The 20,372-nt window shown below is 55.7% G+C and carries 15 protein-coding genes and 3 tRNA genes; 10 read left to right on the top strand and 8 right to left on the bottom strand.

All coding sequences use genetic code 11. The features are described from left to right. The first annotated feature begins 288 nt into the window (after positions 1-288). Complete coding sequence (locus IF189_RS15215; RefSeq protein WP_225739901.1) at positions 289-2,166, top strand: acyltransferase family protein; 1,878 nt, start codon at positions 289-291, stop codon at positions 2,164-2,166. Positions 2,167-2,435: 269 nt separating this feature from the next. Further along, complete coding sequence (locus IF189_RS15220; RefSeq protein WP_192551819.1) at positions 2,436-3,902, top strand: hypothetical protein; 1,467 nt, start codon at positions 2,436-2,438, stop codon at positions 3,900-3,902. Positions 3,903-4,408: 506 nt separating this feature from the next. Here the strand turns inward: IF189_RS15220 and IF189_RS15225 are convergent. The 7 genes from IF189_RS15225 to IF189_RS15255 form a co-directional block, all read right to left on the bottom strand. Further along, positions 4,409-4,495, bottom strand: a tRNA-Leu gene (locus IF189_RS15225). Positions 4,496-4,688: 193 nt separating this feature from the next. Then, positions 4,689-4,762, bottom strand: a tRNA-Cys gene (locus IF189_RS15230). Between the two features lie 47 nt (positions 4,763-4,809). Beyond that, a tRNA-Gly gene (locus tag IF189_RS15235) sits at positions 4,810-4,885 on the bottom strand. Positions 4,886-4,945: 60 nt separating this feature from the next. After that, the gene (gene pgsA / locus IF189_RS15240) at positions 4,946-5,506 is read right to left on the bottom strand and encodes a CDP-diacylglycerol--glycerol-3-phosphate 3-phosphatidyltransferase (protein ID WP_085603312.1); all 561 of its coding nucleotides are present in this window, start codon (positions 5,504-5,506) and stop codon (positions 4,946-4,948) included. 32 nt (positions 5,507-5,538) lie between these two features. Continuing rightward, complete coding sequence (uvrC, locus tag IF189_RS15245; RefSeq protein ID WP_134827088.1) at positions 5,539-7,362, bottom strand: excinuclease ABC subunit UvrC; 1,824 nt, start codon at positions 7,360-7,362, stop codon at positions 5,539-5,541. Between the two features lie 2 nt (positions 7,363-7,364). Continuing rightward, positions 7,365-8,006: a UvrY/SirA/GacA family response regulator transcription factor gene (uvrY, locus tag IF189_RS15250; RefSeq protein ID WP_032829778.1), complete on the bottom strand. Its 642-nt coding sequence runs from the start codon at positions 8,004-8,006 to the stop codon at positions 7,365-7,367. A gap of 127 nt (positions 8,007-8,133) precedes the next feature. Beyond that, positions 8,134-8,598 (bottom strand): GNAT family N-acetyltransferase, encoded by a 465-nt coding sequence (locus tag IF189_RS15255; RefSeq protein ID WP_134827089.1) that lies wholly within the window; start codon positions 8,596-8,598, stop codon positions 8,134-8,136. Between the two features lie 634 nt (positions 8,599-9,232). Here IF189_RS15255 and IF189_RS15260 point away from each other — a divergent pair. Then, on the top strand, positions 9,233-10,309 hold the full coding sequence (locus IF189_RS15260; RefSeq protein WP_134827090.1) for a 3-deoxy-7-phosphoheptulonate synthase: 1,077 nt from the start codon (positions 9,233-9,235) through the stop codon (positions 10,307-10,309). 47 nt (positions 10,310-10,356) lie between these two features. On the opposite strand, the gene IF189_RS15265 is transcribed toward IF189_RS15260, so the two are convergent. Then, complete coding sequence (locus IF189_RS15265) at positions 10,357-11,466, bottom strand: hypothetical protein (RefSeq protein WP_225739902.1); 1,110 nt, start codon at positions 11,464-11,466, stop codon at positions 10,357-10,359. Positions 11,467-11,803: 337 nt separating this feature from the next. On the opposite strand from IF189_RS15265, the gene IF189_RS15270 reads away from it, so the two are divergent. From IF189_RS15270 to IF189_RS15300, 7 genes are all read left to right on the top strand, one after another. Then, positions 11,804-12,673, top strand: coding sequence for an esterase/lipase family protein (locus IF189_RS15270; protein ID WP_134827091.1), 870 nt, complete (start codon positions 11,804-11,806; stop codon positions 12,671-12,673). Positions 12,674-12,769: 96 nt separating this feature from the next. Then, on the top strand, positions 12,770-13,051 hold the full coding sequence (locus tag IF189_RS15275) for a peptidylprolyl isomerase (protein WP_041478733.1): 282 nt from the start codon (positions 12,770-12,772) through the stop codon (positions 13,049-13,051). 135 nt (positions 13,052-13,186) lie between these two features. Further along, entirely contained in the window at positions 13,187-15,055 is a 1,869-nt protein-coding gene (locus IF189_RS15280) for an extracellular solute-binding protein (RefSeq protein ID WP_192551820.1), read from the top strand. Then, positions 15,055-16,116 carry a microcin C ABC transporter permease YejB gene (locus tag IF189_RS15285; RefSeq protein WP_085710058.1) on the top strand — a complete coding sequence of 354 codons (1,062 nt, stop codon included), beginning with the start codon at positions 15,055-15,057 and terminating at the stop codon, positions 16,114-16,116. Before IF189_RS15280 ends, IF189_RS15285 begins: the two co-directional genes overlap by 1 nt. After that, the gene (locus IF189_RS15290; protein WP_114883385.1) at positions 16,116-17,138 is read left to right on the top strand and encodes an ABC transporter permease; all 1,023 of its coding nucleotides are present in this window, start codon (positions 16,116-16,118) and stop codon (positions 17,136-17,138) included. Before IF189_RS15285 ends, IF189_RS15290 begins: the two co-directional genes overlap by 1 nt. Before the next feature lie 13 nt (positions 17,139-17,151). Beyond that, positions 17,152-18,726 carry an ABC transporter ATP-binding protein gene (locus tag IF189_RS15295; protein WP_134827093.1) on the top strand — a complete coding sequence of 525 codons (1,575 nt, stop codon included), beginning with the start codon at positions 17,152-17,154 and terminating at the stop codon, positions 18,724-18,726. Positions 18,727-18,892: 166 nt separating this feature from the next. Further along, positions 18,893-20,308 carry a sigma-54 interaction domain-containing protein gene (locus tag IF189_RS15300; protein WP_134827094.1) on the top strand — a complete coding sequence of 472 codons (1,416 nt, stop codon included), beginning with the start codon at positions 18,893-18,895 and terminating at the stop codon, positions 20,306-20,308. The last annotated feature ends 64 nt before the right edge of the window (positions 20,309-20,372 follow it).

A 20,372-nucleotide genomic window follows, 5' to 3' on the forward strand; every position in this document is an offset into this window, starting at 1 on the left:
ACAATAGGAAATTCTGCCACTTGGCCTCCCAAATGATTACACTAGGCCACCAGATTTCAGGGAGCTAGTTCGATGGATTACACGGCCGTAGAAATTTCTTTTCTCTTACAGGGATCGTTGATCGCGCACCACCATCCGAAGTGCGCCACCTACTCACTACGGAGAGGACGAGTAGACCACAGACCGACAACAACCGCTTAGATAAATAGAGTTCATTCCAAACTCTTCAAAAAATAGATTTATAAATCTTACTCCACGCCAACGCGCCGAGTAATAGGGATTTTTTTGATGTTGCGCTACCGTTCTGACATTGATGGGCTTAGAGCACTTGCAGTGCTCGGAGTAATAATATTTCACTTGAAATTAGGCTTTCTTCCAGGAGGATATACAGGGGTTGATATATTTTTTGTGATCTCCGGATATCTAATCTCCAAAACCATCTTTGAAGAGATAGGTAGATCAGAGTTCTCAATTGCGAAATTTTACGTCAGGCGCGCGCGACGTATTTTGCCCGGCTTTTTGTCTGTGGTTGTATTAACCTCAATTGCAGCATACATTTTTTTGTACCCCGCCGAACTAACTCATTATGCTAAAACTGCGATTGCATCTGCATTTTTTGCCGCCAACCTTTTCTTCTACAGCAGTCTCGATTACTTCTCCGTTGGCGCGAACGAAATTCCACTACTGCATCTATGGTCTCTAGGCGTAGAAGAGCAGTTTTACATTTTTTTCCCTTTAATAGCTTTGGCAGCCATAAGATTTGGAAAACTTTGGCAAAGCGCAATTATCGCAATCATCATGCTTTTTTCGCTTCTGTACTCCCAAAGTCTTTTATACATAGATCCTACAGCTTCATTTTACCTGCTCCCCTCAAGAGCATTTGAACTTCTGATCGGAAGTTTGATTGCGCTCCCAAACTTACCTAATATACGAAACCAAAAAGCGGGCTTAATATCGGCGACAATCGGCATAACCGCGATTGGCTTTAGCTTCTTTTTTTACGATGAAAATACTAAATTTCCTGGGATTGCAGCCTTGCTCCCCTGCCTAGGCACCGCCTTGCTGATAGTAGGCTGCCAGCAAGAAAACATTGTTGGGCGCGCTCTATCATTACCGCCGGTGAGATTTATCGGGAAAATATCCTACTCATTATATCTTGTTCACTGGCCACTTATAGTTTTTGCTGATCGCCTTTTCCCAACAGCCGACCAAAACTTACGTGCCGCGTGCGTTTTTGCATTATGCCTTATTTTGGCGACACTGAATTACATGATTATCGAGCAGCCTTTTCGCAAAGCGAAACAAGACTGGCGCCCGTTTAGAGTACTGAGTCTTTCAGCAACATCACTGTTTTTTGTTGCTGCAATCTCAGGTTACGTAACAGTAAAAAATGGCTTTCCTCAGCCGACTACAGCGCGAACTGTAAATGCCATCGCCATGCTTCAATATAGCTATGCGAAAGACTTTCTTGATGGCACGTGCTTCCTCCGGCCGGAACAAACTTCAACAGATGCGCTTCGCAGTGGATGTATTCCTGCAGCTGGCCAAAAAAGCATCATGCTCTGGGGAGATAGCCACGCTATTCATTTATACCCTGGATTGAAACCTTTGATAGAAGAACGAGGGTATTTCCTGGGAGCGCTAACTACTTCAGGCTGCCCACCGATATTAGAAACCGATGCGGCGTTACGGCCAAACTGCCGGGCATCTAACACTCATGATTTTGAGATTATAAAACAAATTCACCCGTCTCTCGTTATCATGAGCGCTATCTGGCCGTCGAGCCCCGAGACCATAGGAAAGCTCAAGGACACCATCGACAAGCTGTCTAGTCTAGGCATCAAAACAGTGGTCCTCGGCACATCTCCAATATACAAACAAAGTGTCCCACTGCTGGTTATTAAGAAAGTCGAAGCGGGAGAAACCAGCATGATGTCTTCCGACGAGCTGGAACTTCCGGCGATCATAACCAGCAGAAATGCAGCTGCCGCTGTCGTCGCAACTACAAATGCCAAATTTGTAGATGTATTTAAAACGATTTGCCCAAAAGACACATGCGCCATGGCCAGCGCTGACGAAACACCTTATTACTACGATATACACCACTTTACTCCAGTAGGATCTAGACATTTTGCGAAGGAACTGCTGCCTCAGATAATCAACTAAGATGTTCTGTTTGATTTGAACCGCCCCGGAGCAGTCGCTGTGGCGGATCAAATCAGTACAACTGTTTCAGCCGCTGCTGGCATATGATCCCCCACCCTCGCCGTCTCTTGCCTTGCCAGCAGCGATCCGACATTGCGCCAGATCGCGAACCGGGACCAATATCAGGTTGACTGGGTTCAGATAGCGGATAAATCTAATGGCTAATGTTGTAGAATTTCACGACCGCATAAAAACGACACAAAAACATCGCTAAGGGCAAAGGACACAATATGGAATCACTGGCTTTGGGATCAATTAAAAAAACGTGGCTGGAGTACTTCGCAAAAATCGCGAATAACGATCAGAAAATAATCGCCTTTATTGCGGCAACATTTATATTTTATATCGCGCAAAAATCTATCGATGCAAAAATATTCTTGGGCGATGCGAAAGACTACTGGTATTTGAGCTCCTACATTTGGGACTTCTCCTTCCCCCAAAATCTTCGAGGATATTTTTTCCCGCTTTTGCTTTCACCCGCAAAATACCTATCTGAAGCCATGCCGCAATTTGGATACTTTCCATTAAGAGCCCTACAATCCGTTGCGTACAGCTACATCCTTGGTATCGTTTTTCCCGATCTGTTTGTAAAAATCTTTGGGGGGACGAGCACACTTCCGAGAAGACTTATTGTTCCATCACTTGTTGCAATATTTTTTCCTGGGCTTGTCTCGTACCCCCTGAGCGACTTGCCTGCGCTTTCGCTGACTTTCCTTAGCATTTACCTTTTGATCTGCGCCAAAGAAAAAACATCCATCACTGGTATGCTATCGTTTGTTTTCATTGCGGGAATACTTGCTTACGGAGCTTGTAACACCAGATCGATTTACATATTCACGCTAATCGCATTAACAATTGCTGTTCCAGCTGTGATTTTTAAAAACAAATCAATAAAAACCCGACTTCTCGCAACCGTTGTTTTCATTATTGGGTCTGCAGTTTGCTCCACTCCCCAGACACTGATAAACATCAAACATTTCGACACCCCTTCGCCTTTTGTAATATCAAACATTGGCGACGCCTCTCTGTTTGCCACCCAATTAAAATGGGGAATTACAATACAGCGCTATGAGACTCTTCTAGACGAAGAAAATGCAAAAGTGTCGGGTATCTATTATTTCGACCCAGAAGGTGAACTTTTTTTTAGCAATAACGGAATGAAAGATATAAAAGCAACAGTGCCTTGGTACCTTAAAATGGCACTATCAGAACCAATCGAGTTTTCCAAACTATACGTACGACACTTTATCAATGGCATCGATGTGCGCGACCATGAGGTATACACAACGTCCCCTTCGCATGAAAAAGTATTTCGTTCAGCGATAAGCCTGTCGGTATTTTTTTTCGGATTATTTATTCTTGCTCGTGGCCTCATAGAGAAGCCAATTGAACATTCAAAATCCGACACAACAATTTCAACCAAAGTTTTCTGGGTATTATTGTTTATACTTCCGGTGGTAGCAATTATTCCTGGCGCAATAGAGACGAGGTTCTTCATTCCACTACAGATTCTCTGCTACGGCGCAATCGCATTCAAACTCTGCGCACCTGAAATTAAAAATCTGCCATCCCTGAAAAACTTAACGATCGCACTTGCATATGTAGCGATTCTTACGTGCTCAATAGCCATGACAAATACTTCTATATTGTCAAGATATAGCATTATTTTCGAAGACCACAAGGCGCCTCAAAAGTAATTGCGTTCAAATGAATAACGGCCGCCCTTTACGAGAGTCGAGCGCCAGATTCATGGACAACGCTAGATGGCATTGCCGACCAGCGGTGGAGGACTCACGTGACAACCTCTACCGCTGTCAGCGCTTTAGAATACTTCTGCCAACCCTTCGCCAACACAACCCCTCAACGGCCGCATCGCCCACTCGAAGCGCCAGCAAGAACGCCCCATTGAGCAGATAGGGCTGCTGCGGAAGCGGCCCAAATGCCCTCCAACGGGTAAAGAATTGCGCGTTACTTTACTGACAATAATCCGTGCCTTTCTGCACCAAATCAGCACCTTGAACCGCGCCCCGGCCCCGACCTCGCACAGAATCACAGACACCCTAATGATGGAAAAGCAGGACATCCGGTATCTGATGAGTAATAGAGTGGCGGCGACCAAGTGAGTGTGGCCAAATTCAAAACGTCGGCCTAGAAGCAAGCAAGGGTTTGCATCAGCTTTCGCCCGCAAACCCTTGATTTTAGATGGTGCCCGAAGCCGGAATCGAACCGGCACGTCCTTACGAACGGGGGATTTTAAGTCCCATGCGTCTACCAGTTTCGCCATTCGGGCGGTAGCGCGGTGCAGCGTTATCCTGATACAGATTCCCAATCCTGACAGATTGAAGCCTACGCAACAGGAGGGGGAAATATATACATCAGTCCCCGCTGAAGCAAGTTTGCAAAGGTAATTTTCAAGATTAAATCTTGCTAAAATTTGCAAAAAAAAGCTCCGTAAATCATGGATCTACGGAGCTTGTTTATAGTGGAGGCCGAGGTCGGAATCGAACCGGCGTAGGCGGATTTGCAATCCGCTGCATAACCATTTTGCTACTCGGCCTCAAAGCATTTGTTGTCAGTAGCACAACAACAAACGCTGTACAAACTTGGAGCGGGAAACGAGACTCGAACTCGCGACCCCGACCTTGGCAAGGTCGTGCTCTACCAACTGAGCTATTCCCGCTTGGTGTGGCGCATTCTATAGAAATCAGAAGCGCCGTCAACCCTTTGATTCAAAAAAGTTTTATTTCTTTTCAACATCGGTCTTCAGATGTGGCCAGGCAGCCCGAAGGTACTGAACCATCGACCACAACGTCAGGCCTGCCGATACCATCAGCAACGCATAACCGATGAAAACCCAGAAGCTGAAAACCTTGGGGTTGGCCAGGAGGATCACCAACGCAAGCATTTGTGCAGCGGTCTTCCATTTGCCCAGGTTCGACACCGCCACATGGGCCCGCGCACCGAGTTCAGCCATCCACTCACGCAGCGCCGATACGACGATCTCGCGACCGATGATGACCGCAGCGGGCAGCGTGAGCCACAGGTTGCCGTGTTCTTGCACCAGCAACACCAGCGCAACGGCAACCATCAATTTGTCAGCGACGGGATCCAGAAACGCACCAAACGGAGTACTTTGTTCCAGGCGTCGTGCCAGATAACCATCCAGCCAGTCCGTTGCTGCCGCGAAGGCAAAGACCGAACTTGAGGCCAGATAACTCCACTGGTAAGGCAGATAGAACAGCAAAATGAAGATCGGGATGAGCAGGACACGGAGAACGGTAATCAGATTAGGGATATTCATCGGCACAACTGGCTACGAGGTGAATGGGCATTCTACTCACTATGCAGGTTTGCATAAATCGACTCTGCTAGCTTTTTGCTGATCCCCGGTGCTTTGGCGATCTCTTCGATGCTTGCACGAGACAGCTCCTGCAATCCACCAAAATGTTTCAGCAAGTCCCTGCGACGGGTCGGACCAACGCCCGCCACGCCTTCCAGCGTTGACGTACGACGGGTTTTGCCACGACGCGCACGGTGTCCGGTGATTGCAAAGCGGTGAGCTTCGTCACGGATTTGCTGAATCAGGTGCAACGCCGGGGAGTCGCCACGCAATGTGAACTCATGCGCAGCATCATTCAGATACAAAGTCTCGAACCCCGCCTTGCGCGTCGCGCCTTTTGCCACACCGAGCAGGATCAGGTCCGGTACGGCCAGCTCGTTGAGCACATCACGCGCCATCGACAACTGCCCTTTGCCGCCGTCCACCAGCAGAATGTCCGGCAACTTGCCCTCCCCGTCCTTCAGCTTGCTGAAGCGCCGGGTCAATGCCTGATGCATGGCCGCATAATCATCACCCGCCGTTACGCCTTCGATGTTGTATCGACGGTAATCCGATTTGATCGCCCCTTCCGGCCCGAAGACCACACAGGATGCAACGGTTGCCTCGCCACTGGAATGACTGATGTCGTAGCACTCCAGCCGTTGCGGTGGCTCATCAAGATTCAGCACCTCGGCCAAGGCCTCGAAACGCGCGGCTACATGCTGACGGTTGGCCAGTCTCGCGCCCAGCGCCTGTTCGGCGTTGGTCACGGCCAGTTGCTGCCAGCGCGCCCTCGTTCCGCGAACCCGATGACTGATCGTCAGTTCGCGCCCGCGAAGTTCCTGGATCGCCTCGATCAGCGTGGGGAAGTCATCATGAACGACGTTGACTATCAGCTCGCTTGGCAAATCCCGCTCAGGGCTGCTGATGAAATACTGGCCAAGAAACGCCGCCATAACTTCGGCAACGTCTTCCTCGATGCCAACCTGCGGAAAGAAGTTCTTGCTCCCCAGAACCCGACCGCCCCGCACGCTGATCAAATGCACGCAGGCACCACCGGGGTTGACGAAAGCTGCGATCACATCGATGTCGCCAGTCCCGCCCTCCATGCTCTGTTGATCCTGGACGCGACGCAGCAAGGCAATCTGGTCGCGCAGCTCTGCAGCGCGCTCGAACTCGAGATTGATTGCAGCCTCTTCCATCGCGGTCGACAGCTCATTGGTCAACGCGTGGCTGCGGCCCTCGAGAAACATCACCGAGTGACGCACGTCTTCGGCGTAAACCTCTGGCTCGACCAGCCCGACACAGGGAGCCTTGCAGCGCTTGATCTGGTACTGCAGGCACGGACGGGTCCGGTTCTTGTAATAACTGTCTTCACACTGACGCACGAAAAACGTCTTTTGCAGAAGACTGAGACTTTCGCGAATGGCCCCGGCACTCGGATAGGGCCCAAAGTATTTGCCCTTGGCCTTCTTGGCGCCGCGATGGATGCTGAGACGAGGGAATTGCCCGTCAGACAGAAACACATACGGATAGGACTTATCATCACGCAACAGAATGTTATACGGCGGCCGCCACTCCTTGATCAGCGTTTGCTCAAGCAGCAGGGCTTCGGTTTCGTTGGCGGTGATGGTCGTTTCGACCTGGGCGATTCGCCCGACGAGAGCAGCGGTTTTTGGCGCCAGCCCGGTCTTGCGAAAGTAACTGGCCAGGCGCTTCTTCAGATTCTTGGCCTTGCCGACGTACAACAGACGCGCATCGCTGTCGAACATGCGGTAAACGCCGGGGCGCCCGCTGACAGTCGACAGGAAGGCGCCGGAATCGAATGTTTCAGTCATGGTCAGAGGCTGGCATCAACCATGCCGTGACGAACTGCCAGAAGCGTCAGCTCGACATCGCTGCTGATCGAAAGCTTCTCGAAAATGCGGTAACGGTAGGTGTTTACGGTTTTTGGCGACAGGCACAATTTGTCGGAAATGATCTGCACCTTCTGACAGCCGACAATCATCAGCGCAATCTGGATTTCCCGCTCGGACAAGGCATCGAACGGAGAATCATTGGTTGGCTGAAACGACTTGATTGCCAATTGCTGGGCAATTTGCGGGCTAATATAACGCTGGCCGGCAAAGACCAGGCGGATGGCCTGTACCATTTCCGGCAGACCGGCGCCTTTGGTCAGGTAGCCCGCGGCCCCCGCCTGCAGCAATCGTGTAGGAAACGGATCCTCTTCGCACACCGTGACCGCGACCACCTTGATGTCCGGATGGCTGCGCAGCAGTTTGCGCGTGGCTTCCAGGCCGCCGATGCCGGGCATCTTGACGTCCATCAGCACCACGTCAGGCTTCAACTCACGGGCCTTGATAAGGGATTCTTCCCCGGACTCGGCCTGGCCGACCACTTGCAGGCCATCGATATCGGCCAGCATTCGTGTAATGCCTGTACGAACGAGATCATGGTCATCGACCACTAGCACCCTAATCAAGCAGACACCTCGCGATATGGTCTTATTGGGATGCCGGACACCTTAGCAAAAAGTGCCAGACAGACCTAGCGGCAAGCAACATATAAAAAGTTTCAATTCATCATTCAGGGCTTGCCGGCCGTGGGTTTCAGAGCACAGGTGTACTGAAATCGAGCTGCATCCTCAGGAAACATTCGTCCTCGCCCTGCACAACCATTCCTTTTCTGCGATACAGGTTTTGCGCCGGATTATTCTTGAACACCGTCAGACGCAATGCCGGTCGACGTTCCTGGCGTGCAATTGCAACAACCTGATCGATCGCCCATGATCCTGCACCTTGTCCCTGATATCCCTCGCAGACCTGCAATTCACGAATGTACAGCGCGCGAGCATCACGACTGAGACTGAAATAACCGACGGGCCTGCCATTGCATTCAATCAACCAGTTCTCGCGTCCGGCCCAGGCAAGATCGAAAGCTTCGTCCTGCCACAGCAGATCGTAGTCGATGTAATAGCGGAGCATGTTCCGACAGGTGATTTCTCGCGTAAACGACAGGTCATCGGGTGATGCCGGTCGCAATTGAAAGCTTGTTTGCACATCCACCACCTGCATGACTTGCCCTCCCTGATGCGACTTCGACGCGACTCGACCCTGAGCCGCTGAAAAGCCACAGTGTGTCACAGGCTCAACCGATAGAAGCCTTCTTGTACCGGCAATAGCAATTTCTGATTGCTGATGCGTATCGGGCTCTAGTAAGCTCGGCGCATTCATCGGAGACAGACCATGTTCAACGCCCTTGCACAGCTTCATGCCACCAGCGCCCTGCGCTCGGTTGCCGCTGCCTGCGTGAACAGCATCTGCGCTCCAGCCAGCTTTTATTTTGGGTATTGGTTTAGCCACTGGCGCGCCTGATACCCACACGGCGCCCATATAGACGGGTCGCCTACCAGAGAATTCTCAACCCCCGGTCGGCCTCCCGACCGGGGGTTTTGTTTTTTCAGGCCCTGAACTTTCAGCGACACACCAGACACTTGAGGAATAACCACATGAACTACGCCACTTATTACCGCTACGACAGCTTTACCGCCTGGCGATTTAGCAGCCTCCGCTCGGGACAGCCTGCCGCCTCCGATCGGTCACCCACAGGTGGCAAGCCAACACACGTAGCCAATACGGCCAACTGTCGAACACCCCAATAGGGCCGAGTCAGCGGGAAAGACCCGCGACCAGCCCAGGAAGCCCGAAAATGAACTCGTCCGTTTCTGCTCTGCCACTGTCCACCCTGAACCCGGCCAACGAAGCGTTGACCCTGCGTCTGCCAAGCTCGCTGCAACTCAAGCAGCGATTGCCCCTGAGCAATGCCTTGAACCAGCAGGTTGCCGATCACCGTCAGGCAATCCGCGCCATACTCAACGGCGAAGACCACCGTTTGCTGGTCGTCGTCGGCCCTTGCTCCATTCACGACCCTGTATCCGCGCTCGAATACGCAGGCAAACTTGCTCGACTGGCCGATGAAGTCAGCGGCGAAATGCTCCTTGTGATGCGTGCTTACGTCGAAAAACCCCGCACCACCGTCGGCTGGAAAGGCCTGGCCTACGATCCCCATCTCGATGGCAGTGACGACATGGCCGCCGGCCTGACATTGTCACGTGAACTGATGCTGGAAATGATCCGACTCGGTCTGCCGGTTGCCACCGAACTGCTGCAACCCATGGCAGCCGGCTACTTCGACGACCTTCTCAGTTGGGTCGCCATCGGTGCGCGGACAACCGAATCACAGATCCATCGCGAGATGGCCAGCGGGCTGAGCATGCCGGTCGGCTTCAAGAACGGCACTGACGGGGGCGTGGCTATCGCCGTCGACGCAATGCGTTCAGCGGCCCATCCACATCGCCATTTCGGCGTAGACAGCCAGGGCCATCCGGCAATCATTCCGACTTCAGGCAACCCGGATACACATCTGGTCCTGCGCGGTGGCCATCAAGGGCCGAACTACGATCGTGCCAGCGTGTCCCGAATCCATACCGAGCTGAGCCGACTGAAGATCCCGAGCCGGATCATGGTCGATTGCAGCCATGCCAACAGCGGCAAGGACCCTCTTCGTCAGCCGGAGGTTTTCAACGATGTGCTGGAACAGCGCCTCCAGGGAGACCGTTCGCTGGTCGGCATGATGATCGAGTCGCATCTGTTCGAAGGGTGCCAGCCATTGAGTGAGTCGTTGCGCTACGGCGTCTCGGTAACGGATGGCTGCCTGGGCTTCACTGCGACGGAACATCTGCTGCTCAATGCTGCGGAGCGTCTTCGGAAACCGTCCCTGGCCTGAATATGAAACCGGCCTTCCGGAGCATGCCTGCCCGGAAGGCCGCTTGATCAAGCCTGCACGCGCACCAGTGCCACATCGGACGCCTGACTGACATCATCCAGTCGCTCAACCGAGTAGGACACTTGAACAGCCGTACCGACATGCTCGCGCCAGAAGCGATAGGGAACGATAAACACCAGAGGCTCAATCTCCATTCCGCTGGTTATTTCCCGATCATCACGATGAAAGAAGTGCTCGCCATCGCACTTGAGATAAACCAGTTCACCGACCTCCACCTGCGCATTGCTGATCACTATGCTGACGCCATCAATGGTTTCGCGTACGTCCAGCGCCCCTTCCCGTGTTTCAAGCACTTGTGGTGCGGCCAGCTCGTCGCGCACCAACGGCGCAATGATGATGTTCCTGGAACCCGACTCGCGCAGCGCTCCGGTTTTTTGTTCAATGACATATCGAACAAGCACTTCGCTGCCAGGATGCGGGATGATGAATCCAGGATCGACACCGAACACGAGCGGCGCTCCAACAGCGTATGGCTCGACGATCAAGCTGTCCCGGAATGAGGCGTGTTCTGCAGCCCCCTGCCAGAACAACTCCACTCGATCACCCTCCGACATTCCGGCATAAGGCTGGAGAGTGACAGTGGTGCCTTCATTGACGCGCGCCGGATCAAGGTGCCCGGCAACGGCATCGTCAACCGTGGGCGGCAGCAGACTGTATAGAACATCCCCCACATTCAGCTGAGTCCTGACGGAGTTGACGGGCAACAACCATTTCATGCTGCTCAACGTCCAGAACACCTCCAGCGAACCGCCATCCAGCGCAGCGATGTGAGGACTTCTGATGACAAAAACGATATCCCTCCCCAGCTGAACCTCGCTGACCGACCGCGCAAACTCCTGTCGATACGGCAAGCCCTCGATATCGAGACCATGCCAGCTCAGTACCACTCTGTCACCGCATGCCATATCGGGATATGGCGCGATCCGGATGACGACCCGGTTCAACGAAGGATCAAGGACACCTCCTTCCACCGATTCGAGGGTAACCGCGGGCATTAAATCCGACGGCTCGCGCAGACATGCGTGCCCGGATGAGCCGATCGTCGTTACGGCTAAAACATTGCCCCGTGTCGCTTCTTGCACGCTCTGCCTATTCATTCGTAGCTCCACTCCTTGGAAACGTCCTGCAGCTTGCTTGCTGCGTCGAAGAGCCTCTATTCAATCAGTCAGACAAGAAAAATGATGTCGTCCATCCACACCGCGTTCCGGTCGCAACCGCATCGCAACAGGTAGGCAATGACGGGACAAACACATTGAACGAGGCAAAAGATGTCCAGATATTCCGATCCGGATTTCAAACTTTGAGGACATTTCCTGCGCATGCCGGCCCAGTTTCCGCCTCCCGAGACAGACGCTTCATACATCGAGAGCTCCGAGACTGAATTAGAGTGACACCCGGAAAATATCGATGAACTTCTGCGATCAAGGATGAAAAATGCAACAAGACACCACCACCCGTTACCCCATCCTTCTGGTGCACGGTTTGTTCGGATTCGAGCGCATCGGCCCATTTGAGCTGTTCCACGACGTCAGGCAGGCGTTGAAGGCCATTGGCGTGCAGGTATTCGTGCCGCACTTGTCAGCCATTCACGACAATGAAGTACGCGGCAGACAACTGCTTTGCCAGATCGACTCCGTGCTCAAGGGCACAGGTGCGGTCAAAGTCAACCTGATCGGCCATAGCCAGGGCGCACTGGCTTCTCGCTATGCAGCAGCGCTTGCCCCACACAAGGTTGCATCCGTGACATCGGTCAGCGGGCCGAATCACGGTTCGGAACTGGCGGACTTCCTGCGCAAGGCACTGATCCCCGGGAAGCTGCCGGAAATCGTGGCGCAAAACGTGGCCACACTGTTTTCCGACTTTCTGTGCCTGCTCAGCGGGACCGCAGCGCTGCCGCGAAATGCATTGGCCGCATTGAATGCCCTGACGACTGCAGGCGTCGGCGACTTCAATGACAAGTACCCGCAAGGCCTGCCGCAGAGCTGGGGCGGACAAGGCGCCGAACAGGTCAATGATGTGCGCTACTACTCCTGGAGTGGTGTCGTGCCGCCAATGACTCTGCAGAACCCCGACCCGGTGCAAGACCTCTGCCGGGCCCTGTCGCAGTACTTCATGACCGAACCCTTGCAAAACGATGGCTTCGTCGGGCGCTACAGCTCTCATCTGGGCACCGTGATCCGTTCCGACTATCCAGTTGATCACCTGCGCAGCCTGGGTCGAACCACCGGCAAGCACGCCGGAGCAATCGATTCGATCCAGTTGTATGTCGAACACGCCTTACGTCTGCAGGCAGCTAATCTCTGAGAACCGGCATCCTACAACCGAACGGAACTTTGCCGAGAAATCGGCCACTGAATCCGGTAGGCTCCACCCTTTACTGATTTGATTGGAGATTTCCCCATGGCCAAAGCCACTGCCCGCCACATCCTGGTTTCCAGCGAAGACAAGTGCAACGAACTCAAGGCCCAGATCGAAGCCGGCGCCGATTTTGCTGAAGTCGCCAAAGCCAACTCCACCTGCCCGTCCAGCCGTCAGGGCGGCGACCTGGGCTCGTTCGGCCCGGGCCAGATGGTCAAGGAATTCGATACCGTAGTGTTCAGCGCACCGATCAACGTCGTGCAAGGCCCGGTCAAGACTCAGTTCGGCTATCACCTGCTGGAAGTCACCAGCCGTCAGGACTGATCCTTCGTCCCTTGCGCTGTGTAACGGCCCGCCAGATGGCGGGCCGTTGTGTTTTGGTTACACCACGCGGCTGGCGAACAGTATCGGGCTCGCGTACAAATTGCGCTTATCGATCATCCGGCTCTAAGGCTGACAATGCGACTGGCTTTTTCCACATTGATGTTCACTGCCGTGGCTCTGCTGATGGGCGCCGCCGGTGTGAGCGCTGCACCGCAACATGCATTGACCGTTTACGGCGAACCGGCGAAGTACCCGGCCAATTTCAGTCACTTCGACTACACCAACCCACAGGCCCCCAAGGGCGGAACGATGCGCCGTTCGGCGATCGAGATCGGTCACTTCGACCATGTCCTGCCCTACATCGACAAAGGTATCGGCGTCACCCAGATCGACGGCCTGCTGTACTCCCCGCTGGCCCAGCGCTCGATGGACGAGCCTTACACCGTCTACGGACTGGTGGCACAGAAGATGGAGCGCTCCGAGGATGGCCTGTCCCTGCGTTTCTTCATCAACCCCAAGGCTCGCTTCGCCGACGGCAAACCGATCACCGCCGAAGACGTGCGCTACACCTACGACCTGCTGATGACCCAGGGCAGCCTGCGCTATCGAACCCAGTTCGCCGACGTCAAAGGCGCCGAAGTCGAAGCGCCGCTGACCGTGCGTTTCGATTTCAAAAGCAATGAAAACCGCACCCTGCCACTGGATATCGCGACGCTGCCGGTGTTTCCCGAACACTGGTGGAAGACCCGGGACTTCGCCGGCGGTGGCGGCTACGAACCACCGCTGGGCAGCGGCCCGTACCGGGTTGGCAAGGTCGATTCCGGACGCAGTATCACCTTCGAGCGCAATCCCGACTGGTGGGGCAAGGACTTGCCGGTCAGCCGCGGACTCTACAATTTCGACCACTTCAGCATCGAGTACTTTGGCGACACCGATGTCGCCCGTCAGGTATTGCGCGGCGGCGCCTATGACTACAACCGCGAATTTTCCGCTACCGGCTACTCGATCGGCTACGACAGCCCGGCCCTGAGCGACGGGCGCCTGCAGAAAGCTCACCTGGCAACCGAAGCACCGCAATCGGCGCAAGGCTTCGTGTTCAACCTGCAAAAACCGATGTTTCAGGACCGCCGCGTGCGCCAGGCCCTGGCCATGCTCTGGGATTTCGAATGGAGCAACCGGCAGATGATGCGCAACATGTACATCCGCCAGCAAAGTTACTTCTCCAACAGCGCCCTCGCCGCCCGTGAACTGCCGGACGCTGCCGAACTGAAGATTCTTGAACCGTTGCGCGGGCAGATTCCCGACGAGGTGTTCACCCAGGTCTTCGAGGCGCCGAAAACCGACGGCAGCGGCCTGATCCGCGACAAACAGTTGCAAGCGCTGGAACTGCTGGAACAGGCCGGCTGGAAACCGGACGGAGACCAACTGGTCAACGCACAGGGCGAGCCATTGAGCTTCACCTTCCTGGTCAGTCAGAACGGCATGGACCGGCTGCTGCTGCCCTACAAGCGCACGCTGAAACAGATCGGCATCAACCTCGACATCCGCCGCATCGACTCTTCGCAATACGTCAATCGCCTGATGAGCCGCGACTACGACATGATTGTCACCGGTTACCCGGTCACCACCTCACCCGGAGGTGAGCTGCTCAATTACTTCGGTTCCGCGTCGGCCAACGATCCCGGCGCCAACAACTACATGGTGCTGAAGAACCCGGCGGTCGACACCTTGATCAACGGTCTGATCCGCGCCTCGACCCAGGCCGACATGCTGCATTACGCCCATGCGCTGGACCGGGTGCTGCAATGGAACTACTACTGGATTCCCAACTATTACCCGCCGGGCACCTCGACCGTGTGGTGGAACCGTTTCGGCATCCCCACCGTGCAGGCGAGCAATGACGAAGCGATCGAAAGCTGGTGGGAAATCAGCAGCACACCGCTGACCAACCAGCAGATGACGGCCGAGAAAATCAGCCGTGGCAGACCCGGAGGGCCGCACTGATGTGGGCTTACATACTGCGGCGTCTGCTGCTGATCATCCCGACGCTGGTGATCATTCTGCTGGTCAATTTCGTGATTATTCAGGCCGCTCCGGGCGGTCCGGTGGAACAGGCCATCGCCCATTTGCAAGGGATCGGCGGCGCCAGTGTCGGTGGCGGTGCGAGCGAGACCATGAGCAGCACCTCCCGCGCCAGCCGCGGCCTCGACCCGCAGCTGATCAAGGACATCGAAAAACAGTACGGTTTCGACAAGCCGGCCCATGAACGCCTGTGGCTGATGCTCAAGAACTACGCGCAACTGGATTTCGGCAAGAGCTTCTTCCGCGGCGCCACGGTCACTGACCTGATCCTGCAGAAAATGCCCGTTACCATTTCTCTCGGGCTCTGGGCCACGTTGATCACTTATCTGGTGTCGATCCCGCTGGGCATCCGCAAAGCCGTGCACCACGGCAGTCATTTCGATATCTGGAGCAGTACTGCGATCATCATCGGCTACGCGATGCCGGCGTTTCTGTTCGCGATGTTCCTGATCGTGGTGTTTGCCGGCGGTACGTCGCTGAACTGGTTTCCGGTGCGCGGCCTGGTCTCGGACAACTTCGAATCGCTGTCGACGCTGGGCAAGATTGCCGACTATTTCTGGCACCTTGTTCTGCCGGTCACTGCATTGGTGATCGGTGGCTTTGCGACCCTGACCATTCTCACCAAGAACTCGTTCCTCAATGAAATCACCCGTCAGTACGTGGTCACCGCTCGCGCCAAAGGCCTGAGTGAACGCCGGGTGCTGTATGGCCACGTGTTTCGCAACGCGATGTTGCTGGTGGTGTCGGGCATTCCGCAGGCGTTCATCAGCGTGTTCTTCGCCGGCTCGCTGCTGATCGAGGTGATCTTCTCCCTCGACGGCCTCGGGCGCATGAGCTACGAAGCGGCCGTGTCCCGCGACTATCCAGTGGTGTTTGGGTCGCTGTTCATCTTCACCCTGTTCGGCCTCCTGATAAAACTGATCGGCGACCTGTGCTACACGCTGGTCGATCCGCGCATCGACTTCGCCGCGAGGAATGCCTGATGTTCAAGCTCTCGCCTCTGGGCCGTCGCCGTTTCGAACGCTTCAAGAAAAACCGCCGGGGCTGGTGGTCACTGTGGTTGTTCATCGGTCTGTTCGTGATCAGTCTCGGTGGCGAACTGATCGCCAATGACAAACCGCTGGTCGTCAGCTATCAAGGCCAGTGGTATTTCCCGGTGTTCAAGCGCCACACCGAACAGGAGTTCGGCGGCCAATTGCCCTTCCAGGCCGATTACCGCAGCGACTACGTACAGAATCTGATTCGCAAGGACGGTGGCTGGCTGCTGTTTCCGCCGATCCCGTTCAGTGACGACACGCCGAACTACGACCTCAACAAACCGGCACCGAGCCCACCGACGTCGGTCAACTGGCTGGGTACCGACGATCAGGCGCGGGACGTGCTGGCACGGGTTATTTTCGGCGCGCGGGTGTCGATTCTGTTCGCCCTGATGCTGACCTTCGTCAGCGCCCTGATCGGCATTGCGGCCGGCGCCCTGCAAGGCTACTACGGTGGCTGGATCGACCTGATGGGTCAGCGTCTGCTCGAAGTCTGGTCGGGACTGCCGGTGCTGTACCTGCTGATCATTCTGTCGGGTTTTGTCGAGCCGAACTTCTGGTGGCTGTTGGGGATAATGGCGCTGTTTTCCTGGCTGGCACTGGTCGACGTGGTACGGGCCGAGTTCTTGCGCGGGCGCAACCTCGAATACGTCAAGGCTGCGCGAGCGCTGGGCCTGACCGACCGCAAGGTGATCTTCCGGCACATACTGCCCAACGCGATGAATGCCACATTGAGCTATCTGCCCTTCATTCTGACCGGGGCGATATCTACGCTCACGGCGCTGGACTTCCTGGGTTTCGGCATGCCGGCGGGCAGTGCTTCCCTGGGCGAGTTGATCGGCCAGGGCAAGCAGAACCTGCAGGCACCATGGCTGGGATTGACGGCGTTTTTTACCCTCGCGCTGATTCTGTCCTTGCTGGTATTCATTGGCGAAGCATTGCGCGATGCCTTTGACCCGCGCTCATGAACGGATATTTGATATGACTGACAACCTGATCGAAATCCGTGACCTCAGCGTCGCCTTCCATGACCAGACCGTGGTGCGCAATCTGTGCCTGGACATCCGCCCCGGCGAGTGCCTGGCGCTGGTAGGCGAATCGGGCTCGGGCAAATCGGTGACGGCCCACTCGATCCTGCAACTGCTCCCCGACAGCGAAGCCCAGACCACCGGCAGCATTCGCTATCGCGGCCAGGAACTGGTCGGTGCCGATCCCAAGACCTTGCGCGACCTGCGGGGCAACCGCATCGCCATGATCTTCCAGGAGCCGATGACCTCGCTCAATCCGTTGCATACCATTGAAAAACAGATCGGTGAAACCCTGCTCCTGCACCGTGGCATGGGTGGCAAAGAAGCCCGAGGTCGCATTCTCGAACTGCTTGAACTGGTGGGCATCCAGAAACCGAAAGAACGACTGAAGGCTTACCCCCACCAATTGTCCGGCGGCCAGCGACAGCGGGTCATGATTGCCATGGCCCTGGCCTGCGAACCGGAACTGTTGATCGCCGATGAGCCCACCACGGCCCTCGACGTCACCGTGCAGCGCAAGATCCTGGTGCTGCTCAAATCCCTGCAACAACGCCTCGGCATGTCGCTGCTGCTGATCAGCCATGACCTGAATCTGGTGCGCAGCATCGCCCAGCGGGTGTGCGTGATGAAGGCCGGGGAAATCGTCGAGCAGGCACCGTGCGAAACCTTGTTCACCGAGCCGAAACACCCTTACAGCTGCGTGTTGCTCAATGCCGAACCCGAAGGCGAAGCACTGCCCCGGGACGAACGGGAAAACGTGCTGGAAGTCGAAGACCTGCGGGTGGATTTCGTCGTTGGCGGCGGACTGTTCCAGCGCAAGCAATACCTGCGTGCCGTGGACGGCATCAGCCTGAACATCCAGCGCGGCAAGACCCTGGGCATCGTCGGCGAGTCCGGCTCGGGCAAGTCGACACTGGGTCAGGCGATCCTGCGCTTGCTCGACTCCGAAGGCAGCATCCGCTTTCAGGGCGAGTCCCTCGACAGCCTCAACCAGAAACAGCTACGGCCGTGGCGCCGGCAGATGCAAGTGGTGTTTCAGGACCCGTTCGGCAGCCTCAGCCCGCGCATGTCGGTAGCGCAGATCATCAGTGAAGGACTGGAGGTGCATTGCCAGTCCACGGCTGACGAGTGCGACGACCAGGTAATCCGGGTACTCAAGGAAGTCGGCCTCGACCCCGAAAGCCGTCACCGCTACCCCCACGAATTCTCCGGCGGCCAACGCCAACGCATCGCAATTGCCCGGGCACTGGTACTGAAACCGGCGCTGATCCTGCTCGACGAGCCGACCTCGGCACTGGATCGCACCGTGCAAAAACAGGTGGTCGCCCTGCTCCGCCAGCTTCAGGAAAAACACGGCCTGACTTACCTGTTCATCAGCCACGACCTGGCGGTGGTCAGGGCACTGGCCCACGACATGATCGTGATCAAGGACGGCAAAGTGGTCGAACGCGGTGCCAGCCATGACGTGTTCGACTCGCCGCAGCATCCGTATACCAAAGAGCTGTTGGCGGCGGCGCATCCGGGATAGGCATAATCAGCGCATGCCTTTAAACCGAGTCGCAGCTATCGCTGGCAAGCCAGCTCCCACAGGGCTTTTGGTCGTTCACAAATGTCGTGTACTCCCGATAAACCTGTGGGAGCTGGCTTGCCAGCGATAGGTCCAGGCCTGGCGCCACACATTCAGGATCAGCTAGATGAACACCACCGAAAGCCTCAAGGATTACCAACGGGTCCGCACCCTGGCGATCCGTTCGTTGTTCGAGATCATCGAGCAATCCAGTGAAGGCACGGTGATTGTCGACCGCGATGCGAACATCGTCTGGATGAACGAACGCTACGCCCGGCGCTTCGGCCTCGACTCCGCGGCCGGGGCCATCGGAAAGCCCTGCGAAAGCGTGATTCCGGGCAGTCTGCTGCGTGAAGTGGTGCGCACCGGGCGACCGATTCTGCTGGACATGCAGGACACACCCAAAGAACCGCTGGTGGTCATGCGCCTGCCGATCCATGACGACGCCGGATCGGTAATCGGCGCCATCGGCTTCGCCCTGTTCGATGAGTTGCGCACACTGTCGCCGATGCTCAAGCGCTACCTGAGCATGCAGGAGGAACTGGCCTCGACCCGTTCGCTGTTGCGCGCCCGGCAGACCAAATACAACTTCGCCCATTTCATCGGCACCAGTGCTGCGAGCCTGGAGGTCAAACGCCGTGCCCGGCGCAGCGCCAGCGCCGAGTCGCCGGTTCTGTTGCTGGGCGAAACCGGCAGCGGCAAGGAGTTGCTGGCGCAAGCCATTCACGGTGCTTCGCCTCGGGCGCACAAAGCGTTCGTCAGCATCAACAGTGCGGCGATTCCCGAAGCGTTGCTCGAAGCCGAGTTTTTCGGCACCGCACCCGGCGCCTTTACCGGCGCTGATCGCAAGGGGCGCACCGGCAAGTTGCAGATCGCTCAGGGCGGGACGCTGTTTCTCGACGAAATCGGCGACATGCCGTTGCCATTGCAAAGCAAATTGCTGCGGGTGCTTCAGGAGAAAGAGTTCGAACCGGTCGGCTCCAACGACGTGATCCAGAGTGATGTACGGGTGATTGCCGCGACTTCGACGGATCTGGAGGCAGCAATCAAACGCGGTGAGTTCCGGGCCGACTTGTACTACCGCCTCAATGTGCTGCCGATTCAGGTGCCGCCGCTGCGCGAACGCCTGGACGATCTGCCGGCTCTCAGTGAAGCGATTCTTGAAGAGTTGCGCAGTCAGCATGAACTCAATCGCGAAGCGCTGGAATTGCTGGGTCAGCATGCCTGGCCGGGGAACATCCGCGAGTTGCGCAACGTGCTGGAACGAGCGGCGTTGCTCAGTGATGACTTGATGCTGACGGCGAACGACATTCGTTCTGCAATCGGTACGTTTACACCCGTTGAGCGCGCACTGACGCCCCTGTCAGAGTCTGTAGCCTATGAGACCTTCAGTCAGGCGCGGGAGCGTTTTGACCGGCAGCTGATTCAATCGACCCTCGCGCAATGCGGGGGCAAGGTGATTGAAGCGGCTGAGAGATTGGGACTTGGGCGTTCGACGTTGTACAAGAAGATGATTGCGCTGGGGATTGTAGAGTCTCAATAAAGAGACTCCATTCTCCGGACATGGACTGAATCAAAAGCTTCGCGGGCAAGCCCGCTCCCACAGG

This window comes from Pseudomonas sp. IzPS59 (genome assembly GCF_014863505.1).
Lineage (GTDB): Bacteria > Pseudomonadota > Gammaproteobacteria > Pseudomonadales > Pseudomonadaceae > Aquipseudomonas > Aquipseudomonas kribbensis.